The sequence below is a fragment of the Klebsiella sp. RIT-PI-d genome, assembly GCF_001187865.1.
Lineage (GTDB): Bacteria > Pseudomonadota > Gammaproteobacteria > Enterobacterales > Enterobacteriaceae > Superficieibacter.
Genome location: NZ_LGIT01000009.1, coordinates 877194 through 903566, shown reverse-complemented (window position 1 = coordinate 903566; position 26373 = coordinate 877194). Strand labels below are relative to the sequence as shown.

Sequence of the window (26373 nt, the reverse complement as noted above, 5' to 3'; positions counted from 1 at the left end):
TTTTTTGTTTTGAAGACAGAGGATTGCGTTAAATGATTAATCAAATTTTTGCTCTACCTGTAGTCGAACAGATCACCCCGGTTCTTTCTCAACGACAGCTTGACGAGCTGGATGTCATTGTTATTGACCATCCGCAGGTAAAAGCTTCAATTGCGCTGCAGGGTGCGCATCTGCTCTCCTGGAAACCGGCAGGAGAAGAAGACGTCCTGTGGCTAAGTGGCAACACGCCGTTTAAGCACGGCGTTGCGCTGCGCGGTGGTGTCCCGATTTGCTGGCCGTGGTTTGGTCCGGCACAGCAGTCAGGTCTGCCCTCTCACGGCTTTGCCCGCAACCTGCCGTGGACGCTGAAAGCGCATAACGAAGATGATACCGGCGTGGTATTGACGTTTGAACTGCAAAGCAGCGATGCGTCACGCCAGTACTGGCCGCATGATTTCACCCTGTATGCCCGCTACAAACTGGGTAAAACCTGTGAGATTGAGCTGGAAGCGCACGGTGAATTTGAAACCACTTCAGCGCTGCACACCTATTTTAATGTGGGTGATATCAGTGCGGTCAAGGTGAGCGGTCTTGGCGATCGTTATATTGATAAAGTGAATGACGCACAGGAAGGCGTACTGACGGACGGCGTACAGACCTTTCCCGATCGCACCGACCGGGTGTACCTGAATCCAGAAGCGTGCAGCGTGATCCACGATAGCGCGCTTAATCGCAGCATCGAAGTGATCCACCATCACCATAATAATGTGGTTGGCTGGAACCCGGGCCCGGCGCTCTCTGCCAGCATGGGTGATATGCCTGATGACGGTTATAAAACGTTCGTGTGTGTTGAGTCAGCGTGCGCAACGGCGACGCAAAAAACCAGCGAAGAAAAACCGTCTCGTCTGGCGCAGACCATTCGCATCGCTAAACGTCAGTAACCTCTGCCGGTGTGCCGGGTGGCGCTCGCTTACCCGGCATTTATGGGGTAACGCAGATGATGCGCACCTGCCCTCTCCGTTCTGCTCCTGTTACACGACGTCGAGCGGCATCTTACGCTGCGGTGGCGGGAAGGCGCTATCCAGCCTTGCGAGATCGTCGGTACTGAGCACAATGTTTATCGCTGCGGCATTTTCCGCGACGTGCGCCACGCTTGACGCTTTCGGAATGGCCATTACGCCCTGATGGCGGATAACCCAGGCCAGCAGGATCTGCGCCGCAGTGGCATTGTGTGCCGCGGCAATGTCTGTCACCGTACTGTTGTTCATCAGACCGCTGCGTAAGCGCCCCGCCTGCGCCAGGGGGCAATACGCCATCACCGGCAGCGATTGTTGCTGGCACCATGGCAGCAGATCATATTCAATTCCGCGTGAGGCGAGATGGTAAAGCACCTGATTGGTCGCGCACTGTTTTCCGCCATCAACCTGCCACAACGCCTGCATATCGTCGTGGTCCAGATTGGAGACACCCCAGCGGGCAATTTTCCCCTGCTCAATAAGCGTCTGCATGACTTCTGTGGTTTCGTCCAGGGAATAGTTGCCTCGCCAGTGCAACAGATAAAGGTCGAGATGATCGGTGCCTAAACGGCGTAAACTGGCCTCGCAGGCGGCAATCGCTTTTTTGCCCCCGGCGTTCCACGGATAGACCTTCGAAACCAGAAAAACCTGGTCGCGGATGCCTTTCAACGCTTCACCTACGACTTCTTCAGCCCCACCATCGGCGTACATTTCAGCGGTATCAATAAGCGTCAGCCCGTGCTCTACGCCCGCACGCAATGCAGCGACCTCTGCAGCGCGCTGGCTGCGATTTTCACCCATATACCATGTGCCCTGGCCGATGGCTGCAAGCGTGGCCCCCTCGCTGAAATGAATCACTTTGTCTGTCATAACGCCTCCTGAGATCTTCTGCACTACCGTAATGCAAAACAGGGCGAAATCGCCCTGTTTTATTGCACAGAATGCACTGTTAGTTTGCACTATCAGAAAGTATAGGTTACCCCGGTCGAGAAAAGTCCGGACCAGGACTTATCAACCATTGGGCTATCAGACACTTCGTCTGACAGGCGCGTATAACGCCCTGAGCCGTAGATATTCCAGTTGTCGTTCAGCCCATAGCTGACGGTCAGCTCGAGATACGGATCGAAGCTGCTGTTTGGATTGTAGCGCTTGAGGCCGCTACGCTGCGCTTCCTTACCGGAAACGCCATAGTAGTAGTCGTTCTGGTTTTCGCTATTCCACTCAACCCCAATACCCGGCGTAACGCGCAGACGGTCATTGGTATAACGGTAAAGCCAGGCTGCATCGGCACTGATCCCGTTACTGTTATTCAGCGTGTCGCCCGCAAGCGTAGTGCGCAGGAAGCCATACTGCGTTTCATGAACGTATGTCAGACCGGCCATAAGCGTTGAACGGCGACGATCGAGCTGGCGCAGCTGATTGTTATCACTGTCATGCGGTTTGAAATGAAGCGGAGAGTAATAGGCCGTGATCGAGAGCTTATCCGTTTTGTCATTCCACAAGTAATATCCGCCGCCGAGGCCACGGAACCAGAAATCATCACCTTCATAAGCGATTACCGGTACAGGATAAACGTCATCATCGTACTGTTTATAGGGGTTCTGTATGACGCCAACACCCGCGCCCACAGTCCAGGGGCCGGCGGCCTGCGCCACGGATGCTGAAGAAGCAATTAGCACACTCAGTGCCAGAAGTTTGAATTTAGTCACAATTCGCTCTTTCCTGTATCAAATTATCTGCCGTGAAAGTGTAACCGCCCTTTCCCCACATCCCAAGTTATTTACAAGAACATTACGTGGATAAACTTTTTAATATCATTACCATCAATGACAAAAGGTTTTCATATTCATGACAGCCCAGTGAATTACCGCCATCCTGCCTCAGACGATCCGGATTTTCTGGCGATGAGTTATTGATATGTCATTGAAATTGGGTTTGGCTCACAGGCAGGTTTTGCAAATGCCATCTACGCTTTATTGAGAAGGTGTATCGCCGGGCACGTGGTCTTCTGGTCTCTTACAACCTGGCATAATGGTTGCTGGAGTGTGAATGAGCGTGGCTCAGCCTACCTCTTTCTGGAGCCTCTATTATTCATATGAACGGCTCTTTACCTGTGCTAAAAACGAAAGGACGGCATGCCATGAATATATTCGATCACTATCGCCAGCGTTATGAAGCTGCCAAGGACGAAGAGTTCACATTGCAGGAATTTCTTACTATTTGCCGCCAGGATCGCAGCGCCTATGCCAATGCGGCAGAAAGATTATTAACGGCAATCGGTGAGCCAGTAATGGTTGATACTGCTCAGGAGCCACGGCTATCACGTCTCTTTTCGAACCGGGTCATCGCACGCTATCCGGCTTTTGAAGAGTTTTACGGTATGGAAGACGCCATTGAGCAAATTGTATCGTATCTCAAACATGCGGCTCAGGGGCTGGAAGAGAAGAAACAGATCCTGTATTTGCTTGGGCCTGTTGGCGGTGGTAAATCGTCATTAGCTGAACGCCTGAAAGCGCTTATGCAGCGCGTACCCATCTATGTGTTAAGTGCGGATGGCGATCGTAGTCCGGTAAACGATCATCCATTGTGCCTGTTTAACCCTCAGGAAGATGCACAAATTCTGGATAAAGAGTATGGCGTCCCTCGCCGTTATCTTGGCACAATTATGTCGCCGTGGGCGGCAAAACGCCTGCATGAGTTTGGCGGCGATATCACTAAATTTCGCGTCGTGAAGGTCTGGCCTTCTATCCTGGAACAGATTGCCATCGCTAAAACCGAGCCGGGCGATGAAAATAATCAGGATATTTCCGCGCTGGTGGGTAAAGTCGATATTCGCAAACTGGAAAACCACGCGCAGAACGATCCCGATGCCTACGGCTATTCAGGGGCATTGTGCCGCGCAAATCAGGGGATCATGGAATTCGTCGAGATGTTCAAAGCGCCGATTAAAGTGCTGCATCCCCTGCTCACGGCTACCCAGGAAGGCAACTATAACGGTACAGAAGGCATTTCAGCGCTGCCTTTTAACGGCATTATTCTTGCCCACTCAAACGAATCTGAATGGGTGACATTCCGTAATAACAAAAATAACGAGGCATTCCTTGACCGTGTCTATATCGTTAAGGTGCCGTACTGCCTGCGGATTTCTGAAGAGATAAAAATCTACGAGAAATTGCTCGATCACAGTGAACTGACCCATGCGCCCTGCGCACCGGGTACACTGGAAACGCTGGCGCGTTTTACCATTCTTTCTCGTCTTAAAGAGCCGGAAAACTCCAGTACCTACTCCAAAATGCGCGTGTATGATGGTGAAAGTCTGAAGGACACCGATCCGAAAGCGAAATCCTATCAGGAGTATCGGGACTACGCTGGCGTGGATGAAGGTATGAACGGCCTGTCCACCCGTTTTGCGTTTAAAATCTTATCCCGCGTTTTCAACTTTGATCATGCAGAAGTGGCCGCAAACCCGGTACATCTTTTTTATGTGCTGGAGCAGCAAATCGAACGCGAACAGTTCCCGCAGGACCTGGCTGAGCGCTATCTTGAGTTTCTCAAAGGGTACCTGATCCCGAAATATGCTGAATTTATCGGCAAAGAGATCCAGACTGCGTATCTGGAGTCTTACTCCGAATATGGACAAAATATTTTCGATCGGTATGTGTCCTATGCGGATTTCTGGATCCAGGATCAGGAGTACCGCGATCCCGACACCGGGCAGCTATTCGACCGTGAGGCACTCAATGCCGAGCTTGAGAAAATCGAGAAGCCGGCGGGGATCAGTAATCCAAAAGATTTTCGTAATGAAATTGTTAACTTCGTACTGCGTGCCAGAGCGAATAACAGCGGACGGAATCCGAACTGGACCAGCTACGAAAAACTGCGTACTGTCATAGAGAAGAAAATGTTCTCGAATACCGAAGAACTGTTGCCGGTTATCTCGTTTAACGCTAAGACGTCAACAGACGAACAGAAAAAGCACGACGATTTCGTCGATCGGATGATGGAAAAAGGCTATACCCGCAAGCAGGTTCGCCTGCTGTGTGAATGGTATTTACGCGTCCGTAAATCATCATAATACTGATGCCCGGCAGCACGATGCTCGCCGGGCCAGAATAAAGATGCGTGCTGTCTGGCGGGAGCGCTAAGCCTTCGGCAGATAATCGCGCCGCGTGAAGTTGGCAAAAGCAGTACGGGGGGCATATGACCTGGTTCATTGACCGACGACTGAACGGTAAAAATAAGAGCGCGGTAAATCGTCAGCGCTTCTTACGCCGTTATAAATCACAAATCAAACAATCCATTTCCGAAGCCATTAACAAACGTTCCGTAACGGACGTTGAAAGTGGAGAGTCCGTCTCTATTCCCGCAGGCGATATTAACGAGCCGATGTTTCACCAGGGACGCGGCGGCGAGCGCAGCCGCGTCCATCCCGGAAACGATCACTTCGTGCAGAACGATCGTATTGAACGCCCTCAGGGCGGTGGTGGCGGCGGCGGAAGTGGGCAAGGACAGGCAAGTCAGGATGGCGAAGGCCAGGACGAATTTGTGTTCCAGATTTCCAAAGATGAATATCTGGATCTGCTTTTCGAAGATCTGGCGCTACCGAATCTGAAGAAAAATGAACACCGGCAGATGAACGAATATAAAACGCATCGTGCCGGTTTTACCTCAAACGGGGTTCCGGCAAATATCAGCGTGGTACGCTCGCTGCAAAATTCGCTTGCCCGCCGCACCGCGATGACGGCCGGCAAGCGCCGTGAATTACGCGAACTGGAAGTCAATCTCGATACCCTCAGTAAAAGCGAACCTGTCCAACTGCTTGAAGAGGAGCGACTGCGTAAAGAGATCGCGGAACTGCGGGCCAAAATTGAACGGGTGCCGTTTATTGATACCTTCGATTTACGCTACAAAAATTATGAAAAGCGCCCGGAGCCATCAAGTCAGGCGGTGATGTTTTGCCTGATGGATGTATCAGGATCGATGGATCAGGCGACGAAAGACATGGCGAAACGCTTTTATATTCTGCTCTATCTGTTCCTGAGCCGTACTTATAAAAACGTCGATGTTGTCTATATTCGCCATCACACCCAGGCAAAAGAAGTCGATGAACACGAGTTCTTTTATTCGCAGGAAACCGGCGGAACGATTGTATCGAGTGCCCTGAAGCTTATGGATGAAGTGATGAAGGAACGCTACGATCCGGCGCAGTGGAATATCTACGCGGCGCAAGCCTCGGATGGCGACAACTGGGCAGATGACTCGCCACTTTGTCATGAGCTTCTGGCGAAGAAAATTCTGCCGATGGTGCGTTATTATAGCTATATCGAAATCACCCGACGCGCTCATCAAACATTGTGGCGTGAATATGAAAATCTTCAGGCTTCGTTTGATAATTTCGCTATTCAGCACATTCGCGAGCAGGACGATATTTACCCGGTCTTTCGCGAACTGTTCCATAAACAAAACGCCACATCCAGTGATTAACGCTTCCCCCCGCGCCTGCGCCGGGGGAAACGCCCTTCTTTAATTTGTTTCTGCTAACATGACCTGGTAACGGCCTCAGGTTTTATATCGCCTGTGATCCGTATGCTGTGTAGTTAAACAATATCAAAAAAGCCTTTTTACTCGCGCACATGTGCGTAAAATGAGCACGCTTATTATTTTGGTAAGGATTACTATCATGTTTGATATCACTCTGCTCGTCCTGTTGGGACTGGCAGCGCTGGGATTTATCAGTCATAACACGACCGTCGCAGTGGCGATTCTGGTACTGATTATTGTCCGTGTCACGCCACTCAGCACCTTTTTTCCATGGATTGAAAAACAAGGGCTGACCGTTGGGATTATTATTCTGACCATTGGCGTAATGGCGCCTATCGCCAGCGGTACCCTGCCACCTTCCACGCTACTTCACTCATTTGTGAACTGGAAATCGCTGGTCGCCATTGTTATCGGGATCTTTGTTTCATGGCTTGGCGGTCGCGGCGTAACGCTGATGGGCAACCAGCCTCAGCTGGTCGCCGGTTTGTTGGTTGGAACCGTACTGGGAGTAGCTCTGTTTCGCGGCGTACCGGTGGGTCCGTTGATAGCCGCCGGACTGGTATCCTTATTAATTGGCAAGCAGTAACGCTGTTTACATCGGGCGTAATCATGACTGATTACGCCTCAGTTCTACGTTGTGAGAAATTTATGAACTCTGCTTTAAATCCTCCGGTACGACGCGGCATCCTGTTAATTGCCGGTATTCTGATGATCGCAACCACACTACGGGTAACGTTTACCGGTGCGGCACCGCTGCTGGATGCGATACGCGCAGACTATGGGCTGACAACGGCCCAGACCGGGCTACTGACTACCCTTCCTCTGCTGGCCTTTGGCCTGATATCGCCGCTGACCGCAGGCGTCGCGCGTCGTATAGGGATAGAACGCAGTCTGTTTTTAGCTATGCTGCTAATATGCGTCGGGATCGCCATCCGTTCTCTGCCGTCATCGCTCCTGCTGTTTACCGGCACGGCGATTATTGGCTGCGGTATTGCGCTGGGTAACGTCCTGCTTCCGGGGTTGATTAAACGCGATTTCCCGCAGCACGTGGCAAAAATGACCGGGGCATATTCACTGACGATGGGTGGCGCCGCGGCCCTCGGTTCAGCGCTGGTGGTTCCGCTGGCATTAAGCGGCTTCGGCTGGCGCGGGGCGCTACTGATGCTGATGATCTTCCCGTTGTTAGCCTTGCTGCTGTGGCTTCCACAATGGCGTCGACAGCAACCGGTGGCGCTAACCACGTCGGGGATGCAGCACAGCCGGGGGATCTGGCGCTCGGCGCTCGCCTGGCAGGTTACCTTATTTTTAGGCATTAACTCGCTGATTTACTATGTCATTATCGGCTGGTTGCCGGCTATTTTGACCGGTCAGGGTTACAGCGAAGCCGAGGCAGGATCGCTACACGGTTTGCTGCAACTGGCGACGGCGGTACCAGGCCTGGCTATCCCATTAATTTTACATAAACTTCGCGATCAGCGCGGAATTGCAGCGCTAGTCGCCCTGATGTGTGCCATTAGCGCAGCGGGTTACTGGTTCTTCCCGCAAAGCGCAGTCTTGTGGACGCTGCTGTTTGGTTTTGGCTCCGGTGCAACCATGATCCTTGGCTTAACGTTTATTGGATTACGGGCGCGTTCAGCGCATCAGGCGGCGGCCCTCTCCGGTATGGCTCAGGCGGTGGGGTATCTGCTGGCGGCCTGTGGCCCGCCGGTCATGGGTAAGATCCACGATGCCAGCGGCGACTGGCATGTGCCGCTGCTGGCCTGTGCAGTGCTATCCGTACTGATGGCTGTTTTCGGTGCCTGCGCCGGACGCGACCGTGAGATTGATATGAATTAGTGGCTGGCCGCGTATAACCAGGCCTGCACCAGCGGTGCAGGTCGTCCTGCCAGCGCATGTCGTTCATGCTGAAACAGGGTAGCGACAAAAAACGGATGTGTGGTCAGTTCAACGGCCCTGATCTCTCCCTCCTCATCCCAGCCGGTGACGTGTAAAGGTTCATTCTCTAACGCCCGCGCAAAATCCGCATTGACCCCGTAGTTACAATGATAGCCTTCTTCAATCGTCTCTTTACCGTAGGCGCGGGCAATATGCGTATTGGCGCGCAGTTCAATGGCATCACTTTTTTCTACCAGAGAACAGGCTAAGGGTGAAATCACCATCCGTCCTTCACGGTCAGTCTCTGCATGTGCGGCATCGCTCCAGCCCATCACGTTGCGCGCATACTCCAGGATGGCGTGCTGGAATCCGCCGCAGGTGCCAAGAAAAGGGATCGCGTTTTGCCGCGCATAACGGACCGCGGTGATGGCACCCTCGAGGCTGTCATAAGGACTGGCAGGCACTAACCAGATGGCATCATATCCGGCCAGATCGTCCTCATTGCGAATAGTGCGGGTCGGCAGCCAGTCGTATTGTGCCGGGGTATTCAGTACCGCTGCGGCATCATCAATGGCCAGAGGGATCGCCTGATGAGCGAGAACATCGGCGTTATAATCGCCAACAAGCGCAATGCGCAGGGCGTGGGAAGGTGTCGTTTCCATGGGGTTACCTTATGTCTGGACTAATCACTAACGGCACAAGGAACCTCAGACTAGTGATATTGATGCTAAAAGACAATACCTTAATGCAAGCAGCTAACAGCATAAGCGGATATTCATCAACTACCTGACATCAACGGTCAAATTTACGTCGGGTATACAGGGAGAATAATTACCCCGCTTTCACCGAACGAGCCACGTCCATAACGGCATTTTCCACCCCTTCTGAATTCTTCTGAATGCTGGCGATGACTTCACCCGCTTCACGCATCAACGCAACGCCCTTTCCGGTATTAGCACGGTTACTTTCAATACCGTTAAGCACGGTTCGGGCAAGCTTATTATTATTCGCGACCACCCGTTCTATCTCTTCCGTTGCCAGACTGACATTGGCAGCCAGATGACGCACCTCTTCGGCAACAACAGCAAAACTCCGGCCAGAGGGGCCGGCTTTTGCGGCTTCAATGGCCGCATTGAGCGCGATAAGTCGGGTTTGCATGGCAAAATTGCGGATAGTGCCGACCATGCCGTCAATGCTATCTGACTGGCTGTTCAAACGTGTAACGTCGGCCGAAACAACACTCATCCCTTGCGAAATCTGGTCAATCATCCGAATGCTGTTCTCAATGACATCCGCACCGGCTTGCGCACTGTCGCGCGTTTGTACGGCCATATCCCAGGCGTGAACGGCCGCATCCTGCTCTCGCTGATTACGCATCACCTGCTCCGTCACATCTGTCGCAAACTTAGTAATTTTGTAGAGTTTTCCATCACTGTCGAAAACCGGGTTATAGGTTGCCCGCAGCCAGAGCGCCTTTCCCTGACGATTAAGCCGGGAAAACTGTCCTGAGAAAAATTCCCCCTGATTAAGCCTTGCCCAGAACTGCCTATATTCTTCGCTTTTGTGGAGGGTGGCAGAACAAAACATGCGATGATGCTGCCCGAGAACCTCAGAGCGCTGATAACCCGTACACGCTAAAAAATTGTCATTCACAGCAAGAACATGGCCAGCGGGATCAAATGAAATGACGGCCATTGAGCGACTAATGGCATTGATGAGAGATTCCTGCTCAAGGGCCGATTGCATTCGGTTCGAGATATCAGCCGCTATTTTAATAATTTTGTATACCTTGCCGCGGGAGTCCGTGACCGGAATATAACTGGCCTCAAGCCATACCGGACGATTTCCTTTGGCCAGACGAAGATACTTGTCGCTAAAACTCTCACCTGCTGCCAGACGCTGCCAGAAGAGGCGGTATTGCGCAGAACTTACCAGTTCAGGCGGACAAAACAGACTGTGATGTTGCCCGATAATTTCGTCGGCGCGATATCCCATCGTGGTAAGAAAAAGTGAGCTTGCCCCCCGGATAACACCATCGGGGCTGAACTCAATCATGGGCATTGCCTGCACCAGGGCATTAAATGACGCAGCTGAGTGCAAACGACGTCGGGAAAAAAAAGATTTTAATAAGTTCAGTGGCATCAGGTACACCGGGTAGAAGAATAACAGTAAGCGTTATCGGCAATGTTTCTGTCTGCATTACGTATCGCTACGATAGCTATCACAGATTAGTGTCTGGAAATGTTTGCGGTGGCGGATTAATCTCAAAAATCATGATGTACTGCACTAAGAAGATACTAAAGCACTTTTGGCGAAAAAATAGTGCTATTGACCTGACAAGACTAAATAGCGGACCACCAGCATGGATGGATGTAAAGGTGATTTGAGTTAAGTCGAAAGCATAAAAAAACCCGCACAAGGCGGGTTAATTTTTTATCAGTTATGTTAACTGCTCAGGCTGTTGCCTTCATCGCTATTGTAAGCATCGCTGATAATAAGCGTGGCTTACAGCGCGGTAACATTACCTGCAGCCGGGCCTTTAGCGCCGCTTTCAATGGTGAAGGAGACTTTCTGTCCTTCATCCAGCGTTTTATAGCTGTCGCTCTGAATTGCAGAGAAGTGTACGAATACATCTTTGCTGCCGTCGTCAGGCGTGATAAAACCAAAGCCTTTATCAGAGTTAAACCATTTTACTAAACCAGTCATTTTATTAGACATAGATACGTTCCTTAATTGATGAGCCACTGATGTGACTGTGATGGCCTGTATTTAGAGTTACTTATTTGGCACTTAGGAGGAGGCTCATGAAGAAGAGTATCTGTGGATAACACTTGAACTGAGGACTGCTTTACTAAAACTGCTTTCATAAGGTCTGTGTTCCAAACCGCTGAACACATTAAGACACAGGTAAATTCTTTTGGCAAGGTTTAACTTTTATTTTTTTAACCACTTAAACACCCGGATGGCTAAATGACGGCCGGGATTATGTAGAAAATATCAAATACCGTGCAGGTACGGCAGAAATTAATCTGACAATCCTGAAAGGTAGAATTAAATGGCAAAACAACGGCATTTACGTAAAGAACCGTAAATAACCCTGCATAAATGAGTGGCGCTTTAAGATATGCTCTCCACGCCATGTGACTGTATTCCGCGCAAAATATATATTACTCTTATACCGCAATAACGAAATAAGCGGACGCAATATGAAAAATAAATTGCTGGTCAGCGCCTGTTTGATGGGATTTAGCGTGCGTTACAACGGTAGCCACAAAGCCGATCTAACTTCTCTTCTCTCCCGCTGGCAGCATCAGGGACGGCTGGTCACTCATTGCCCGGAACTGGCCGCCGGTCTGGCTACCCCGCGCTTGCCCGCCGAAATTGTGGCTGCTGATGGCCGGGACGTCATCAACGCGCAGGCAAAAATCATTGAAAACAGTGGCCATGACGTTACGGCACATTATCAACTTGCTGCATGGCTGGCTTTGCAAACGGCGATAAGTGAGAAATGCGGCGCGGCTCTGCTTACGAATGGCAGCCCCACGTGCGGCAGCCAGTTTATCTATGATGGCAGCTTTAGCGGCACCCGCAGGCCGGGAACAGGTGTTGCCACAGCGCTTTTAAGAGAGCATGGCATCACCGTTTTTTCTGAACAGCAAATCCCTGAACTGATCGCGTGGATGGAAAAAATGGAGGCATCATATGATCCAATGTAAACGCGTATACGACAATGCGGATCGCGACGGTAGCTACCGTATACTGGTCGACAGATTATGGCCGCGCGGGGTAAAAAAAGAGACGTTACATCATGATGAATGGTGTAAAACACTTGCGCCCTCCACGGAATTGCGCAAGGCGTTTCATGCTGAGATTATTGACTTTGCCACTTTCAGTCAGCATTACCGCGAAGAACTTGCTGCGCATAAAGAGGAAGGATTACGACTTCTTCATCAGGCGGGAACGCAAAAGTTAACGTTACTTTATGCCTCCAGCAATACGCGCCAGAATCATGCATTGATTCTGGCCGACTGGCTGGAAAAACTGGCTCAGCGCGCAGAGGCATGATCGCGCCGCCACAGCTCCCATTCGTCAATAGTTTGCCCGTCGCTGAAGCGACACTGCGTTTTCACACCCTGAGGGCTTTGCACTGGCTCTCGGGTACCGCCCTGCTGTACACACCATACCGCTGCCGGATTGGCCAACGTTGTTTTTACTGGCGGGTCTTGCTCAGTGGCACAGCCGGCCAGGGCAACCGATAAAAACAGGCATACTCGCTTCATCACCTCTCCTTTTCTTTATGCGGGAGACAAAGAGGAAATCCAAGATTTCTTCATTTTTACGGGACGTTATTCACTTAATATAACGATGCTCTCTTCATGACCGGGAGCACCCCATTCCATAATTTGTCACGCTTTCCCCGCTGTCTACAGCGGGGATTTTTTGCACTATGCGATACCTTTATGCCGAATATATCAAATTTTATTCAATCATGCTCTACTATACCAGGCGATTGTCCACAGTAACTTATAGCCCGCTATTTCTCTGGGGCAGATAAATTGACAGGATTTATACTATGAAAAAAACAACGATTATCATGCTGATTGTAGCGATTATTGCACTGGCGGGTACACAATTGGGGTGGTGGTAGTCACATCGCTTATTTTGTATAAAAGATAGCCGAAGGTTTCGCAACAATCTAACGTTTGCGAAGCCCGGATTGTCGTAAATTTGAACCGTCTCACAGTTTACAATGTAAATTACCGCAAAGAAAAAACATTATATCTCCTTTTTGTCATAGTTAATTAATCCTATTAGACTTATCTTATTCCGTTGCTATATTTATAAAACTGACTAATCAAGGATCGTATTACTCATATCTGACGGAGAATTTAACTAATGGATTGGGAAATTGAAGACACGCTGGTTTGCCCGGCAACAGGTACTGGATTTGCCGTTGCCACAGCCGTAAAAAATACGAAGCTAATATTATGGTATAAAGGCAACTACTTTTTACGTACCGGCAATGCTCTCAATAATGGTCCCTCTGGCATCAGCGTTAATGGAAGAAAAACCCCAATAACAATTATCCATACTTTTCATCACTCGACGGCATTATGGCAAATATTTAAAAACAGGATTTCCTGCCCGGGCAATGATAATCAAACAATGATTAACTGCCCTCAGAGCAACGAATGTGCGTTTACATTATGCCCCTACGGTGCCCGGTCAACTTAATATAATCACAACATCAACCGGACCTGCGTCCGGTCTGACGCTTAACGGTGATATTCCGCAAGCTTGGGTGCGCTGGTAATGGCAAGATGACATAAGTCGTCGCCAGCAATCATTGCGGTTTTGCAAAAAATGCATTTAGCACCCATGCGATTTTTTTCCGTCACATCATAGGGTGACGTCCTGTATTGCGACCCGTGACAAGCCGGGCATCTGAATTGTATTTTCAAAATTATTTCCTTACATAAGCGCCTGGTGGCATTCATGGTTTGAATACAGATGCGAATCGAAGCTTCAAATGGAGACTCAAGAGAGGATATCTTTGATGAGAACTGCTTTAGTAACTGCTCAAGGTATTGTCTGTGTATCAAACCGACAGACCATTTACGCATGATTCTTAGTTTTATACAAGTATTATTTTTTTTATTTATGATATGCCGTAAACTCTTATTTTAGCACTATTTTTTATCAACAACCCGCACATTTTTTTGTGGGGTAGCTGGTCATCAGCTGAAAGTGGCAATCCAGATACCCCGTCATAAGCCGCATACCTTAAACGTTATGCCACCATTCGCAGGCAGGCATTAGCACAATTGCGGCATATTTTTGCACAGCGCTGGCAGTGATCGCTCTGATGCTTGGCACACTCTTCAGCACAGGCTTTACAAATATCGACACAAATACGACAGGTTTGCTTAAAATAATCGCTATCAAGACTCATAAATTGCGCGGAGAGACGACAAATACCGGCACACTGTACTGCCAGGCGAATACAATCAGTCATTAAACCCGGATTTTCTTCCTTAAGACATGATGCCGCACAGAAATCACACATGGCCGCACATTTGTAGCATAACTCTATACATTTCAGGGCATCCTGGTGCATATCTCACCTCTTTTCGTCATTTCAGTATTAATCAGTCTGGACAAAGAAAGAGATTTAGCCAAGCGCCAGGATGCAATTGCTTGCTGACCGTCGCCAAAAAATGGCGCACTTCCCGCCAATTACTAACAGGCAATAAGAGACGTCTGAAGTTGATAACTATACGCATACCTCAGCTCCCAAAAATATGCAGTGCGGAGAATATCCGCTACTCTCCGGCAATAAATAGCGATCTGCCCAAAATACAGAATATTTATCAGTAAAGTCTATACTGTGGGTTCACATGCGTCAGACTGGAGGTAAAATGGAGTATCTGGCAAGACTGAATATAGTTACTGTATTAATGTCAACGGCTTTTTGGATTAATTTTGCACTGGTATTTTTTATTACAATAATAACCTACTGGTGCATCAATCGGTTATTAGCTTTTGTGCATAAAACCTTTCAGCACGCCAGCAAGCATGAGGGGCACGACGAGCGCCTTCGGTACATTGTTTTTGATATGCTGAAAAAAACAAATAAGATGCTTATTCTGGTCGCCGCGTTCCTTTTCAGCTTACGCTTCGTTGCCCTCCCCGACCGGCTGTTTTCGACTATCTCTCACGCCTGGTTTCTGGTGCTGGCGATCCAGATAGCCATCTGGCTCGACCAAAGTGTGCAATCATGGATGCGTCATTTGCTATACGCGCCGGGGAATAATAAAAACCCGGTTACGCTGGTCATACTGGGGATGATCCTCAGGGCGCTCGTCTGGTCGATGATGCTATTGTCCATCCTGGCGAACGGCGGCGTCGATATTACCGCCCTGGTCGCCAGCCTTGGCGTAGGCGGTATTGCTATTGCGCTGGCGGTACAAACCGTCTTAAGCGATGTCTTTGCCTCTTTATCTATTGGATTCGACAAGCCGTTCGAAATCGGTGATTTTGTGGTGTTCAATGATGTTGCAGGCACTATTGAGCATATCGGTCTGAAAACAACGCGTATTCGCAGCCTTAGCGGCGAGCAAATTGTCTGCGCTAACGCACAATTACTTCAGCAAACTATTCATAATTACAAACGAATGCAAACGCGCCGCATCGTATTTACCTTTGGCGTCGCCACCTCCACCGCACCGGAAAAACTGCGCCTCATTGGTGATATGGTTAAAAAAATCATTACCGAAGTGGGCGAAACAAAATTCGACCGTGCGCATTTGCTGGCATTTAATCAGGATCGCCTGACGTTTGAAGTAGTTCATATTGTGAATACGGCAGATTACAATAAGTATATGGACATTCAGCAGGAAATTAATATCCGCATCATTGAAGGGCTTATTGATAAGGATATAGAACTGGCGCTACCTAGCCTGGTGGTAAAATCGCCCCTGCAACTGCAAAAAGCCAGAACATATAATCAGGAGCCGGCTCTCGAAACTGAATAAAAGCCGCGTTGATAATATAAAAAGAGAGCCTGAAGGCTCTCTTTTTATATAAAGGATAATTTCCGGACATGTTCACTAAAATAGCCGCATATATGGACCCGACTAAAGCTATTGTCTGGGATCGTCCGCTCGCTTTTTTAGCCCGACAGCCAGCCAGGGTGCGGTAAGGCTCTCCTGCGAAAGACTTACCGCTTCAGGCGTACCGGCGACAACGATGCGTCCACCGTTTTCACCTGAGCCAGGTCCGAGATCGATAACCCAGTCGGCCTCCGCAATAATGCGCATATCATGCTCTGCCATCACCACTGTATCGCCACGCTGAACCAATTTATCAAGAACCCGCATCAGCTTATCCATATCGGACGGATGCAGTCCCGTGGACGGTTCATCAAGCAGATAGAGCGTTTTACCTCGCTGAACGCGCTGCAGCTCCCAGGCAAGCTTGATGCGCTGGCATTCTCCGCCCGACAGTTCAGTCGCAGGCTGGCCCAGCTTCAGGTAACCCAGACCAAGCGACGCCAGTGCGGCAAGGGAGCGCTGAATGACGTCATTATCCCTGAATACGGCGATCGCTTCGTCAACGGTGAGATCCAGGACGTCCGCTATCGTTATGTTATGCCAGCGTACCTCCAGGGTTTCATCATTGTAGCGACGGCCACCGCAGGCGGAACATGGCGCGCTTGCTTCCGGCATAAACAACAACTCAATGGTTATATGCCCCTGCCCCTCGCAGGCAGCACACCGTCCGGCAGGCAGGTTGAATGAAAATCGACTGGCATCAAAGCCGCGTTTTCTCGCATCGTCGGTGTCGGCAAAGAGCTTGCGCACGGTGTCAAAAAAACCGGTATAGGTCGCCAGATTCGAGCGCGGCGTGCGCCCGATAGGACGCTGATCGATGCGCACCAGGCGCTTGAGGGATGTGCCGCCTGCCGTAATGTTCCCTTTGACCTCCAAAGCCACGTTGTCCTCGTCGATCTCCTCATCCTGCGGCATTTTATCGAGTCGCTGAAGTAGCGCAGGTAGTACCCGAACCAGCAGCGTGGACTTGCCCGAGCCGGATACGCCGGTGATCGCAGTCATCCGCTCAAGGGGGATGCGAGCATCCAGTCCGCGAATGTTATTGCAGGTCACGTGCTCAAGCGTCAGCCAGTCCTCAGGAAGCCGACGCTGGCGCAGGCCCGGACGCTGTTTGTCGAACAAGTAGCCTGCCGTGGGCGAACGGGACACCTGTTCCAGCCCTGAGGGCAAACCGTTATAAACGATTTCCCCTCCCAGTCGCCCGGGTCCCGGCCCGACTTCCGTCAACCAGTCGGCTTCAGCAATGACATCCAGATTATGTTCGACAATAACCAGCGAGTTACCGGCCTGCAAAAGTAAGCGCAGGGACTGGAGCAAGGCCCGGACATCTTCCGGATGCAGGCCAGCCGCAGGCTCGTCGAGCACGTAGAGAACGCCAAATAGTCGGGAGATAAGCTGCGTGGCCAGGCGGACCCGCTGTAGCTCGCCGGATGACAGCATCGTAGTTCGTCGGCCGAGAGAGAGGTGACCAAGACCCAGCTTTTCAAGCTGATCGAGACGCCCGCAGATGTCGGCCGTCATTCTGATGGTGGCCTCACGCAGCGCTGCCTCACCGGGCAGCTGCTGTGAATCGCCTTTAGCATAGGGTAATAGCAGCGCTTTTAACTGCGTTATTGTTAGCTCACCGATTTCGGCAATGTCATAGCCCGCAAAGGTAAAGGCCAGAGCAGCGCGGTTGAGCCGCTTGCCGTGACATTCATCGCAAGGTGCCACGGTAATAAAGCGTGAAAGACGTTTTTTAACGGACTCTTTGCCGCCTGAGTAACTTTGAAGCAGATATTTTCTGGCGCTGGTATACGTCCCCATATAATCAGGCTCCACGCCTTCTGCCAGGGCTGCCTGCCGCTCTTCAGTGTTAAGACGTGTAAAAATGGGCACCGAGGGCTGTTCCTCAGTAAAGAGTATCCACTCCCGATCTTCTACAGTTAGCGTATTCCACGGCGCATTGATATCGTAGCCGAGTGTTTCCAGAATCGAACGCAAATTCTTCGCCTGCCAGCCGTATGGCCAGCACGCTATTGCGCCTTCGCGGATGCTCAGCGAGCCATCCGGGACCAGCGTTTCGGCTCTGACTTTATGCACACGCCCTATTCCCTGACAGACCGGGCATGCGCCCTGCGGATTATTAGGCGAGAATGATTCAGCTGGCAGGAACGGAACATCAGCGGGCCGATGGCCTGCACGGGAAAAAAGCAGCCTCAGCGTGGCGGCGATCCGCGTCAGACTGCCGACCGTGGAGCGTTCCTGTGCACCGGCGCGGCTTTGCTGGAGGGCTACGGCAGGCGGCAGTCCGTCTATACCGTCCACATCCGGCGTGGACGCTTGTTCAATCAGCCGGCGCGCATGCGGTGCGACAGATTCCATAAACCGGCGCTGGGCCTCAGCATAAAGCGTATCAAAAGCCAGAGAGGATTTGCCAGAGCCGGATATCCCGGTGAACACCACCATTGCATCGCGAGGGAAGGAAAACGACACGTCCTTAAGGTTATGGGTCCTCGCTCCCTGGACGCTTACGCTGGTGCTAATGTCGTGGGGCTGTGCGCTTAGGCTTTTAACTGGTTTTTCGAATGACATAGTTTCCCCTGCAATTAGGTCAATCTGTCGCCCGCACCACGTTATCTTTCACGCGGGCGAACCGTTCTGATAAAGAAGAAGCTGAACAGATGACCTGAAAAAAGAACTACAAAGGTAGTACCGGGACGCGCATCGAACAATTTTTCGCGGCGCAAATTCCGCTGTCGCAATGTACACATGGCGTCCGGTGCAGAGGGAGTGGTTCCTGGACATGCTGTGCCCAACATGATTATGGGATGTTTTACGGGCCCGACGCCGACGCTGAAAAGGCTATAATAGCCTGTCACTGGAAAAAGGCGCGGTCAATGCTACCGTTCACCTTCAGACGGACGAAGGTACAGCCCTCATAGCGGTTATCACTAACGAAAGTCTGGTGGAGATGGGGATTAATGAAGGTACGCGAGTCATTGCCCTCATCAAGGCTTCATCCGTACTGCTTGCAGTAAAAATGGCTGACAACAAATCATAAAAACCTTATGGATTAATATAGAATATATATAAATTCATAGACTCTCTCTTAGTACAATTATCGGTATATACCAGACTACATAACGATTGAGATTACCATTCTTTGAACGGGTTAACTGACAGGAATTTTAAGATGATGGTGTCGTAGTACGACGAACTCACACTCTCGATGACAATGACCTCATTTACTCTTGCATTATGGATATCGGATAATGTCAGAGCAAGAACGAATACCGGAAGTATTACGCTGCCGTACTCAATAGTTTCACTGCACATGCCACCACATGGGTAAATTTTGATAGCCGCAGGCAATAGCCTTTCTGATTGGTTTTCATTCCATAATCGAGCAGTTGCGTCAAGACTATTTCTGGTAGTACCTAATGAATAATATCACCGATTATTCGCATTGACAGATAAAAGCAAGTCGAATATGGTCAACGCTTTGTAATAAATGAACTATAAAATTAACAAACCCTTTAATACTCTGAGGATTTTAATGAAAAAGATTTTACTGTGCGGGATTGTTCTGGCGACGTCCTCATGTGCTGATTTTTCGAAAAACGTTAGCGAACAGATGAAAGCTGTAAATCAGGCACTGACGCCTAAATCATCTAATGCTGTGCAGACAACGTCCTCAAGGAAAGTGGGCACTATTACTAATGACCAGTGCAAAAATAGCGTTGGTCAGACGCGCTCTTACTTTGAACAACTGGTTGGATTTAAGCTTAACGAAAGTAATTCATCTGGCTACACGTCTTTCTCTGAGACCTATAATCTTAAAATATCCGATCGTAAAGATCGCTTTGGCGGTAACTTAGCCATTTGCGTTATCTCAATCGATCCCCAAACCAATAAAGTCACCACATTCTCGATGCCGACCTGATATTAGTCCCAAGATTTAACCGGGGCATAGTATTTCCCCCGGTTATCTTTTAATTTCTTACTCAACATCGAACACCTCTTCAACGGCTATGACCACGGCTTCAGCGGGCATAGCTATCGCTTTTTTCTGTACATTGTCAACAGGTAGCGTTTTACGGCCACCTTCTGAACGTCAATCTGGATAGTACAGGCAAAAGGCACTCCTGATAAACGCCTTGTATCAGCAGCGCTGATACTCTCTCATTTTGTGTCCCTCATGTAGAAATGGCATCAACTGACAGATGTGACTTAACTTCTTCATGTATATCTATCTCTACATACAGTTATCAGAAAAGGCGAATAAAGATGCTGAGAGGTAAAAGAGCGGTTATTACCGGTGGTGGCACGGGGTTTGGTCAGGCGCTGTGCGTGTGGCTGGCTCGAGAGGGCATTGAGGTAGATTTTTGTGCACGTCGGGCTGAAGATATTCAAAAAACCTGCGCCATTATTAGTGATGAAAGCGGCCTTGCAAAAGGGTATATCTGTGATTTGACCCAGCCTGAATCTCTGTCTCAGTTTTCTTCACAGCTGTTACTTTCAGACAAGCCTATAGACATCTTAATCCTCAATGCGGCTCAGTGGTTATCAGGGAGAATAGAAGATCAGCCTGACAGAGAGATTATCAATACCATTAGTTCAGGTCTGACAGGTTCAATTCTACTGACCCAGGCCCTGTTACCTGGAATAAGGCGGTCAGACAATGCGGATATCATCTCAATTATATCTTCATGTGGGATCCCGAATTTTACCGATTCCGTTGCTCACCCAGCTTTTTTCGCCAGCAAACATGGGCTGAGCGGATTTACAACTAAACTGGCACAGCAGCTATCTGAAGAAAATATACGGGTTACCGGTTTGTATCCTCCTGATTTTGAAATAACGGGGTTAGATACGTATGTCGAGAGTCAATCCAGAATGGGGGAACGCCTGATGAATGGACGGTCGGTCTGGGAAACAATTCGTTTTGTGCTGACACAACCGCGTGGCTGCCATATAAGTAGCATCTACTTTCAGGGCCCTACCCGCGAAGGCCTAAGAGACAGGAACTTAATTGGGTAACGTTGAGCAGTATGGTCAGTTTCCTCTTTTCGCTTACAGCAGACCTTAGCAAGCTGACACGTCCGCTCTGTGCTGTGAGTTCAACCGATGGATGCAACACACTTATTAAACCGCTCTGCGGGTGATTCATAGTATAGCGTTTTTCTCGGCCTTTCATTGAGCTGTCTGGCAACACTATCAGATCACCTTCCCAGTGACCAGGTATGGCTCTGTCTGCGACTTCCAGTGGCCTTTTGCTGACAGGTATCGCATTCGGGATTTTCCCTAATCCTTTCCCTTTAAGCGATGATGTTCTGGATCTACGCACGACTCTTCCGCTTCTGAGGCATTGCTGCAGTTCTTTTTTTAATGCTCCCCGGGTTTGTATAAAAAGCGTTTTATAAATCGTTTCATGTGACACATGCATTTCCTGATTATCCGGATAACAGCGTTTAAGCCAACCGGCGATTTGTTCCGGCGACCAGTCCTGATGCATCTTTTCTGCAATGATTTTACACAACGTGGGGCTTTCAATTAGCTTACAAGGTTTTGGTCTCAATGCACTTTCCCACGCAGCAGTATCCGCTTTTGCTGCCCGGTATTGTTTTGCACCTCCATGCCTCTTAATCTCGCGGCTAATCGTTGAGGGGGCTCTTGATAATTTGTCAGCGATGTCCCTGATGCTTCTTTTTGCTACCAGTCCTCTGGATATCTCCTTTCTTTCATCAAGCGAAAGTGCTAACCGGTGCCGCTTTCGGACAGGGGGACGGTATCCACCAGTCTGATGGATTGTAGGTATAATAGAAGAGTGAAATCTGTCGAACATTCTGGCGATATCATGCAGGGAATCACCTTGCTTGTATCTGTCCCAGATAATCGCCTTTTGTTCTGGCGTGTAGTAAATGCGAGTTCTTCGTTTCATGGCAACGCCCCCTTGATCAAGGATAGCGTTGCATCGATCCATTGAACTCACAATGGCGAACGGGCATATACGCGCGCAAGGCACACCGAAAGAGGTAATGACACCTGAACTGCTTAAAGAGGTATTCAGCGTGGAGGCAGAAATACACCCCGAGCCAGTGTCGGGCAGGCCGATGTGTGTGGTGAGATAGATCACACCGGCCGGACGATTGATCGTCGCTTACTCAATCATCGGACTGTGGATCATCCTGAACTCCCAGGTATTATTTGGCATCAGAGCAAACCCCTGGCTGAACGCACTGTCCGGCACCTGATGCGCATAGCGGATGTCGGAGGCCGGCTTGTTTTCGACTGATGACGGACCAAACCTGGTCAATTCAGAAATAAGGGCATTACGATGTTTGAGCAGGCTGTCAGGCGAATTCATCAGGACCTGAGACGAACCGTTTATCTCAACGGCCTTCATCACCGCACGGCCAATTTCAGGCGCATACCAAATCACTTCAGCGGTATAACCGGAAACCTCGCACGCCGGTGTGTCGCAGGCCATTTCTGAGGTCCCGGTGCCAGTAAAGCGTGGACGGGATTTGGTCCAGTGAATATCACGGGTAATAAGCAATGTATCAAAGGTTCCGCCGGCCACCGTTATTTTCTCAATGCCGGCAATTTTTGATGAGGAGGTCGCGCTATAGGTATATTCCCATCCTGCCCCATTTTCCTGCGGCACGGTGATCCGGGTCTGGTAACGGTTATTCCATACCTTACCGGGCGTCAGCGGAAAAGAGAGGATCTGCCTGTCCTGCGGGGGCTGATCCGGCTTGATCCAGGTATAGCTATTAAGATTTTCTTTTATTTCACCGTGCCTGGTACGCCAGGTCGCCGTCTTATCGTCGGCGGTAATTAATTCCAGTTGACTATAACGCTTGCCGTCTGAGCTATATTCCCAGACGGTGCCTGGTTTCGGCAATTTCCGTGAGTCAATATTGAAAGGGAGCTTAACATGCGGCATTCCCCGATCATCGCTGGAAATATAATCACGTCCTGCGCTGTAACTCACCGCGGGGTGCTTATCGGATGCGCGTGTCGTGAAAAGAATAGCGTCAGCATCGTCGTCAAGTGCGAAACCGTCCCCCGTTTCCTGGCCCTTCTCGAAATGGGAGTAAGCAATAACGTGGCCCGCTTTTACCGTTTTTTGTTCCCCTTCTTTAACACCGTTTATATAAGTGACATAGGTGGTTTGTCCATCATGGCTGGTGACTTGCTCCCCCTCTTTTTGCAGAGGCCCGTCGGTTCTGTATTGTAATAAATCGGTCAGTTGCCCCTGGCCGTCAAAGGTTTCAGTTTTGCTGCGGGCTAAATTTATCATGAGGGTTTTCTTCTCGATAATTTTACCCTCTGCGCCGTAGGTAACGGTTATTAACGGATCGCGTCCATATTTTTCAATGCGCTTTTGTAACGCCCCCTTCTCATCAAAACTATCATCAATTTCCTTCTTAACGCTGTTCACCGTTTTACGGTATTTTTTGCGTATCAGTACGCCATCCTCAGCGTAATATCTGGATTCTTTATATTCTTCACCGTCGAAATCAATACCTTCATAACTCAGCTGACCGTTATCATAATAGGTTCGCTCATCAACAGACCATCCGTCGGCGAGATATCGTTTCACGCCCGTGGGAAAACCATTTTCATTATATGTGGTTTGTAAACCGACAGAGGTTCCGGTTTTATCCCACTCACCCTCTTTTTTGATTTTTCCATTCGGATAATAGAAGCGATATTTTCCGGTCATATTTTCGCTGGCGAGAAGATCATCGTGATGACTATCCTGTAAGGTGGCCTGAAGATAGGGTTTGCCGTCGGGATAGCGCAGGGTAAATTTCTCATTGGATTTGACTGGCCAGTCGAGCCGCCAGGCTGTCTCTTCGCCTGCGGTCGCAAGGTGCCATTCACGGGTAATATTACGTGTTTCAGCCCAGACCGAATGCGTTAATGTGATAATGGAAAGTAAATAGAGTGCTGGCTTCATTCCTGCTCCTGAATTTGACATCTAACAATGAAGCCTGTCTCAGGCTTCATTGTTTTTCGTCTATTATTACCGTCAGATTAAAGCATCGACAACTACCTGAATTTTTATTGACGGCGTAATTTTTTACTCTTCAGGAAAACAGGGAGGCGGCTCTCAAATAATATTTAAGGCCAGCATTTCAGGGTTACAGCAATATCAAAATTACGATTTTTAATAATGAACGATGGCAACAATAATGCCCGAGGCCGTTCTGGCATCCGTTGCATAATTAAACTGATACTCACTTACCGCAATTGTTGCATAACAATACTTGAGCATGTAAATTACAATTTTAACTATAATACAACACGCTAGAGGAAAAATGAGAATCCACCTATTTAAAACTTTACCTTTGGTCGTCCTGTCTTCTTCATTGGTCTCTTTATCCGCTAATGCCATTCCGCCGGTTCGTGCCGCAGAAGTTAAATCATTTGACGTTGGTGGGGTTAAAACAGGGATGAGCGTTGAGGAAGCCCGCGCGGCAATGCAAAAAAACTTTGGCATCTCTTCCGACCAGATAAGAACATCTGAGTCGATGAAGAGTCAGATGACCAGTGTTATTACCGGAAGCCAGCAGGTTGCGTTCCTTGTGTACGAAGATAAGGGTACCCGTATGCAGGTAAGTTTTGAACCACGTGTTCCGTATGACAAGGCTAATCCAGTGGCTGTTTCGCACGTCATCTACGAAATACCGTGGACCAAAGAAAATGAAGACAACATGGTTAAAGCTGCCCTGCAAAAGTACGGGCCGGTATCCACAGGTGGGGTCTTCCCGATCTGGTGTGAGAAACCCATGCCTAGCTCAGGAATGGGATGTGAGAGCGGTACGGCAAGTCTATCAATGGGAAATACCAAGATTGAGCTGATTGATCCCGCATGGCAACAGGCGGTCATCGGTTATAGCAATCAACAGAAAAAAACCGCGCCTAAGCTATAAATACGTTGTAATAATGACTCCGGCTCCACTCAGCCACATGTTAGCCAGCCAGTCAGTGGGCCCGGATGCGATAAGCATAAGACTTTTTGCTTCATGTTAAATTCACCCGGGAAAGTGAACCCGTCCAGAAACTGCACCACGAGCTGGACGCATGGGTCGTCTTTCGCGTGCTGCCCTGCCGCTAACAACAAGGATTATCGTTATGCGCTACACCTCTCTTGCTCTGCTTATCGCCCTCCCGTTTCTGGCCTCGGCCAAAGATGCCCTGCCACCGGCAGTGCAGCAAATAGAGAAGCAAGGCATCACTATTATCAAAGAGATTAAAACTGAAGGCGGATTACGCAGCTGGCTGGGACGCTATCAGGATATGGGCGTCACTGTCTGGCTGACGCCGGACGGTCAACACGCTATTTCGGGCTATCTGTACAATGAGAAAGGCGAGAACCTGAGCGAAGCCATTTTCCAGCAGCAGATCTATATTCCCGAAGGACGCAAATTGTGGGAAAAACTCAGCGCTGCACAGGGCATTAAGGAAGGCAGTCCAACGGCGAAACGGAAAGTGGTGGTGTTCGCCGACCCGTTTTGCCCCTACTGCAAACAGTTCCGGGCCGCCGCGCAGCCGTGGATCGCATCCGGAAAAGTAGAAGTTAATACGTTACTGGTCGCCATTATTAATCCAAAGAGCGGTCAATATGCGTCCGCCATCCTTAACGCGCCCGACCCGGCCAAAGCCTGGAGTGACTACGAGCTGTCCAACGGGCAAAAAATACCGCAATCTCCTGCAAGTACGTCTAAAAAGACCTTTAGTCAGCTGCAATACCACCAGCAACTGATGGATGAAACTGGCGCAGGGGCCACCCCAGCAATTTACTATATGAATGACAAGCAGGAACTTCAGCAGATTGTCGGTATGCCTGACGAAAAACAGCTGGAAGCGATGTTCGGGCCAAAATAAAATATAACCAGGTTCAGATAGTGTTCGGGCCATTTAGTATCAATGGGTGATCGAAATGAGTTTTGAGCGAAAAAAAGAACGTGCGCTGGCCATAATGGAAAGTAAAAAAATGTGGCGCAGCAACTATGCTCCGCCTGCGTTACTGGGGTTATGGAAGTTAGGATTTAAGATCCCTCCTCTGCCTTTTGCGCCATTCTGGCAAATTACTTTCGTAACAGGATCAGGATTTGGCCTTATGTGGGGAGTTATTATGTGGTTTTCCACGTGGCAACGTTCGGGCATTCCGCCTTCCACGGCGATAGTGAGCAGTGTGTGCAGTGGTCTTCTGTTTGGCGTCACCCTCGCCGCGTTTCACCGGTGGCGTAAAAAGGCGAATAATCTGCCCGACTGGAAAGATCTTTAGCCGCCTCACTGTCTGCTGACAAGATTAAAAGCCCGTTCCGGCACAGCGCCGCAATACCGATTCG

The 26373-nt window shown here is 49.6% G+C and carries 25 protein-coding genes and 4 pseudogenes; 18 read left to right on the top strand and 11 right to left on the bottom strand.

Annotated features, from left to right (window positions below):
* The first annotated feature begins 32 nt into the window (after positions 1-32).
* Entirely contained in the window at positions 33-920 is an 888-nt protein-coding gene (locus tag AC791_RS10735) for a D-hexose-6-phosphate mutarotase (protein WP_049840430.1), read from the top strand.
* A 90-nt stretch (positions 921-1010) separates the two neighbouring features.
* On the opposite strand, the gene AC791_RS10730 is transcribed toward AC791_RS10735, so the two are convergent.
* Entirely contained in the window at positions 1011-1865 is an 855-nt protein-coding gene (locus AC791_RS10730) for an aldo/keto reductase (protein WP_049840429.1), read from the bottom strand.
* A 92-nt stretch (positions 1866-1957) separates the two neighbouring features.
* Positions 1958-2704 (bottom strand): MipA/OmpV family protein, encoded by a 747-nt coding sequence (locus AC791_RS10725; protein ID WP_049840428.1) that lies wholly within the window; start codon positions 2702-2704, stop codon positions 1958-1960.
* A 431-nt stretch (positions 2705-3135) separates the two neighbouring features.
* Between AC791_RS10725 and yeaG the strand changes: the two genes are divergently transcribed.
* The 4 genes from yeaG to AC791_RS10705 all read left to right on the top strand — a co-directional run bounded on the left by yeaG (position 3136) and on the right by AC791_RS10705 (position 8372).
* Positions 3136-5070 carry a protein kinase YeaG gene (yeaG, locus tag AC791_RS10720; protein ID WP_049840427.1) on the top strand — a complete coding sequence of 645 codons (1935 nt, stop codon included), beginning with the start codon at positions 3136-3138 and terminating at the stop codon, positions 5068-5070.
* A 125-nt stretch (positions 5071-5195) separates the two neighbouring features.
* Positions 5196-6479, top strand: coding sequence for a YeaH/YhbH family protein (locus AC791_RS10715; protein WP_049840426.1), 1284 nt, complete (start codon positions 5196-5198; stop codon positions 6477-6479).
* Between the two features lie 196 nt (positions 6480-6675).
* Complete coding sequence (locus AC791_RS10710) at positions 6676-7122, top strand: DUF441 domain-containing protein (protein ID WP_049840425.1); 447 nt, start codon at positions 6676-6678, stop codon at positions 7120-7122.
* A gap of 62 nt (positions 7123-7184) precedes the next feature.
* Positions 7185-8372 carry a CynX/NimT family MFS transporter gene (locus tag AC791_RS10705; protein ID WP_049840424.1) on the top strand — a complete coding sequence of 396 codons (1188 nt, stop codon included), beginning with the start codon at positions 7185-7187 and terminating at the stop codon, positions 8370-8372.
* Here the strand turns inward: AC791_RS10705 and AC791_RS10700 are convergent.
* From AC791_RS10700 to cspA, 3 genes are all read right to left on the bottom strand, one after another.
* Positions 8369-9073, bottom strand: coding sequence for a CTP synthase (locus AC791_RS10700; RefSeq protein ID WP_049840423.1), 705 nt, complete (start codon positions 9071-9073; stop codon positions 8369-8371). The two genes, AC791_RS10705 and AC791_RS10700, sit on opposite strands and share 4 nt — an antisense overlap.
* Positions 9074-9242: 169 nt before the next feature.
* Entirely contained in the window at positions 9243-10553 is a 1311-nt protein-coding gene (locus tag AC791_RS10695; RefSeq protein ID WP_077264625.1) for a PAS domain-containing methyl-accepting chemotaxis protein, read from the bottom strand.
* A 363-nt stretch (positions 10554-10916) separates the two neighbouring features.
* A complete protein-coding gene (cspA, locus tag AC791_RS10690; RefSeq protein ID WP_016495754.1) occupies positions 10917-11129 on the bottom strand; it encodes an RNA chaperone/antiterminator CspA in 213 nt (70 codons plus the stop codon).
* A gap of 488 nt (positions 11130-11617) precedes the next feature.
* Here cspA and AC791_RS10685 point away from each other — a divergent pair, with 488 nt between their 5' ends.
* Both AC791_RS10685 and AC791_RS10680 read left to right on the top strand, forming a co-directional pair.
* A complete protein-coding gene (locus tag AC791_RS10685; RefSeq protein ID WP_049840422.1) occupies positions 11618-12127 on the top strand; it encodes a DUF523 domain-containing protein in 510 nt (169 codons plus the stop codon).
* The gene (locus AC791_RS10680) at positions 12114-12476 is read left to right on the top strand and encodes a DUF488 domain-containing protein (protein ID WP_049840421.1); all 363 of its coding nucleotides are present in this window, start codon (positions 12114-12116) and stop codon (positions 12474-12476) included. The genes AC791_RS10685 and AC791_RS10680 overlap by 14 nt, the downstream gene beginning before the upstream one ends.
* On the opposite strand, the gene AC791_RS10675 is transcribed toward AC791_RS10680, so the two are convergent.
* A complete protein-coding gene (locus AC791_RS10675; protein ID WP_049840420.1) occupies positions 12458-12691 on the bottom strand; it encodes a DUF333 domain-containing protein in 234 nt (77 codons plus the stop codon). The two genes, AC791_RS10680 and AC791_RS10675, sit on opposite strands and share 19 nt — an antisense overlap.
* A gap of 293 nt (positions 12692-12984) precedes the next feature.
* Between AC791_RS10675 and yoaJ the strand changes: the two genes are divergently transcribed.
* Together yoaJ and iraM are read left to right on the top strand one after the other, a co-directional pair.
* Positions 12985-13059 (top strand): protein YoaJ, encoded by a 75-nt coding sequence (gene yoaJ, locus AC791_RS20960; protein ID WP_072094384.1) that lies wholly within the window; start codon positions 12985-12987, stop codon positions 13057-13059.
* A 248-nt stretch (positions 13060-13307) separates the two neighbouring features.
* The gene (gene iraM / locus AC791_RS19795) at positions 13308-13646 is read left to right on the top strand and encodes an anti-adapter protein IraM (protein WP_072094335.1); all 339 of its coding nucleotides are present in this window, start codon (positions 13308-13310) and stop codon (positions 13644-13646) included.
* Between the two features lie 41 nt (positions 13647-13687).
* Here the strand turns inward: iraM and AC791_RS20790 are convergent, their stop codons facing one another.
* Complete coding sequence (locus AC791_RS20790; RefSeq protein WP_072094383.1) at positions 13688-13879, bottom strand: cold-shock protein; 192 nt, start codon at positions 13877-13879, stop codon at positions 13688-13690.
* 323 nt (positions 13880-14202) lie between these two features.
* The gene (locus AC791_RS19785) at positions 14203-14529 is read right to left on the bottom strand and encodes a four-helix bundle copper-binding protein (RefSeq protein ID WP_072094334.1); all 327 of its coding nucleotides are present in this window, start codon (positions 14527-14529) and stop codon (positions 14203-14205) included.
* Between the two features lie 301 nt (positions 14530-14830).
* Between AC791_RS19785 and AC791_RS10670 the strand changes: the two genes are divergently transcribed.
* Positions 14831-15946, top strand: coding sequence for a mechanosensitive ion channel family protein (locus tag AC791_RS10670; protein WP_049840419.1), 1116 nt, complete (start codon positions 14831-14833; stop codon positions 15944-15946).
* Between the two features lie 108 nt (positions 15947-16054).
* Here the strand turns inward: AC791_RS10670 and AC791_RS10665 are convergent, their stop codons facing one another.
* Positions 16055-18598, bottom strand: a complete 2544-nt coding sequence (locus AC791_RS10665) for an excinuclease ABC subunit UvrA (protein ID WP_049840418.1) — start codon at positions 18596-18598, stop codon at positions 16055-16057.
* Positions 18599-18890: 292 nt separating this feature from the next.
* On the opposite strand from AC791_RS10665, the pseudogene AC791_RS19780 reads away from it, so the two are divergent.
* The 4 genes and pseudogenes from AC791_RS19780 to AC791_RS20865 all read left to right on the top strand — a co-directional run.
* Positions 18891-19067: pseudogene (locus AC791_RS19780) on the top strand (TOBE domain-containing protein); the annotation flags it as partial.
* A 495-nt stretch (positions 19068-19562) separates the two neighbouring features.
* A complete protein-coding gene (locus AC791_RS10660; RefSeq protein ID WP_049840417.1) occupies positions 19563-19949 on the top strand; it encodes a hypothetical protein in 387 nt (128 codons plus the stop codon).
* Positions 19950-20212: 263 nt separating this feature from the next.
* Positions 20213-20830: pseudogene (locus AC791_RS10655) on the top strand (SDR family NAD(P)-dependent oxidoreductase); the annotation flags it as partial.
* Positions 20828-21046, top strand: a complete 219-nt coding sequence (locus AC791_RS20865) for a hypothetical protein (RefSeq protein WP_265597054.1) — start codon at positions 20828-20830, stop codon at positions 21044-21046. The pseudogene AC791_RS10655 and the gene AC791_RS20865, both read left to right, overlap by 3 nt.
* A gap of 175 nt (positions 21047-21221) precedes the next feature.
* Here AC791_RS20865 and AC791_RS10650 read toward each other — a convergent pair.
* A pseudogene (locus AC791_RS10650) lies at positions 21222-21947 on the bottom strand (IS30 family transposase); the annotation flags it as partial.
* A gap of 46 nt (positions 21948-21993) precedes the next feature.
* Here AC791_RS10650 and AC791_RS19775 point away from each other — a divergent pair.
* Positions 21994-22137 (top strand): annotated as a pseudogene (locus AC791_RS19775) (ferric citrate ABC transporter ATP-binding protein FecE); the annotation flags it as partial.
* A 29-nt stretch (positions 22138-22166) separates the two neighbouring features.
* Here AC791_RS19775 and AC791_RS10645 read toward each other — a convergent pair.
* Entirely contained in the window at positions 22167-23975 is a 1809-nt protein-coding gene (locus tag AC791_RS10645) for a toxin-antitoxin system YwqK family antitoxin (protein ID WP_049840414.1), read from the bottom strand.
* A 361-nt stretch (positions 23976-24336) separates the two neighbouring features.
* Here AC791_RS10645 and AC791_RS10640 point away from each other — a divergent pair, with 361 nt between their 5' ends.
* From AC791_RS10640 to AC791_RS10630, 3 genes are all read left to right on the top strand, one after another.
* Positions 24337-24951, top strand: a complete 615-nt coding sequence (locus tag AC791_RS10640) for a hypothetical protein (protein ID WP_049840413.1) — start codon at positions 24337-24339, stop codon at positions 24949-24951.
* Between the two features lie 202 nt (positions 24952-25153).
* Positions 25154-25906, top strand: coding sequence for a thiol:disulfide interchange protein DsbG (gene dsbG, locus AC791_RS10635; protein WP_049840412.1), 753 nt, complete (start codon positions 25154-25156; stop codon positions 25904-25906).
* 55 nt (positions 25907-25961) lie between these two features.
* Positions 25962-26309: a DUF6404 family protein gene (locus tag AC791_RS10630; RefSeq protein WP_049840411.1), complete on the top strand. Its 348-nt coding sequence runs from the start codon at positions 25962-25964 to the stop codon at positions 26307-26309.
* The last annotated feature ends 64 nt before the right edge of the window (positions 26310-26373 follow it).

Coding starts and splice junctions, on each gene's coding strand:
- AC791_RS10735 (WP_049840430.1), top strand. CDS start 33: ATGATTAATCAAATTTTTGCTCTACCTGTAGTCGAACAGATCACCCCG.
- AC791_RS10730 (WP_049840429.1), bottom strand. CDS start 1,865: ATGACAGACAAAGTGATTCATTTCAGCGAGGGGGCCACGCTTGCAGCC.
- yeaG (WP_049840427.1), top strand. CDS start 3,136: ATGAATATATTCGATCACTATCGCCAGCGTTATGAAGCTGCCAAGGAC.
- AC791_RS10715 (WP_049840426.1), top strand. CDS start 5,196: ATGACCTGGTTCATTGACCGACGACTGAACGGTAAAAATAAGAGCGCG.
- AC791_RS10710 (WP_049840425.1), top strand. CDS start 6,676: ATGTTTGATATCACTCTGCTCGTCCTGTTGGGACTGGCAGCGCTGGGA.
- AC791_RS10705 (WP_049840424.1), top strand. CDS start 7,185: ATGAACTCTGCTTTAAATCCTCCGGTACGACGCGGCATCCTGTTAATT.
- AC791_RS10700 (WP_049840423.1), bottom strand. CDS start 9,073: ATGGAAACGACACCTTCCCACGCCCTGCGCATTGCGCTTGTTGGCGAT.
- AC791_RS10695 (WP_077264625.1), bottom strand. CDS start 10,553: ATGCCACTGAACTTATTAAAATCTTTTTTTTCCCGACGTCGTTTGCAC.
- cspA (WP_016495754.1), bottom strand. CDS start 11,129: ATGTCTAATAAAATGACTGGTTTAGTAAAATGGTTTAACTCTGATAAA.
- AC791_RS10685 (WP_049840422.1), top strand. CDS start 11,618: ATGAAAAATAAATTGCTGGTCAGCGCCTGTTTGATGGGATTTAGCGTG.
- AC791_RS10680 (WP_049840421.1), top strand. CDS start 12,114: ATGATCCAATGTAAACGCGTATACGACAATGCGGATCGCGACGGTAGC.
- AC791_RS10675 (WP_049840420.1), bottom strand. CDS start 12,691: ATGAAGCGAGTATGCCTGTTTTTATCGGTTGCCCTGGCCGGCTGTGCC.
- iraM (WP_072094335.1), top strand. CDS start 13,308: ATGGATTGGGAAATTGAAGACACGCTGGTTTGCCCGGCAACAGGTACT.
- AC791_RS19785 (WP_072094334.1), bottom strand. CDS start 14,529: ATGCACCAGGATGCCCTGAAATGTATAGAGTTATGCTACAAATGTGCG.
- AC791_RS10670 (WP_049840419.1), top strand. CDS start 14,831: ATGGAGTATCTGGCAAGACTGAATATAGTTACTGTATTAATGTCAACG.
- AC791_RS10665 (WP_049840418.1), bottom strand. CDS start 18,598: ATGTCATTCGAAAAACCAGTTAAAAGCCTAAGCGCACAGCCCCACGAC.
- AC791_RS10660 (WP_049840417.1), top strand. CDS start 19,563: ATGAAAAAGATTTTACTGTGCGGGATTGTTCTGGCGACGTCCTCATGT.
- AC791_RS10645 (WP_049840414.1), bottom strand. CDS start 23,975: ATGAAGCCAGCACTCTATTTACTTTCCATTATCACATTAACGCATTCG.
- AC791_RS10640 (WP_049840413.1), top strand. CDS start 24,337: ATGAGAATCCACCTATTTAAAACTTTACCTTTGGTCGTCCTGTCTTCT.
- dsbG (WP_049840412.1), top strand. CDS start 25,154: ATGCGCTACACCTCTCTTGCTCTGCTTATCGCCCTCCCGTTTCTGGCC.
- AC791_RS10630 (WP_049840411.1), top strand. CDS start 25,962: ATGAGTTTTGAGCGAAAAAAAGAACGTGCGCTGGCCATAATGGAAAGT.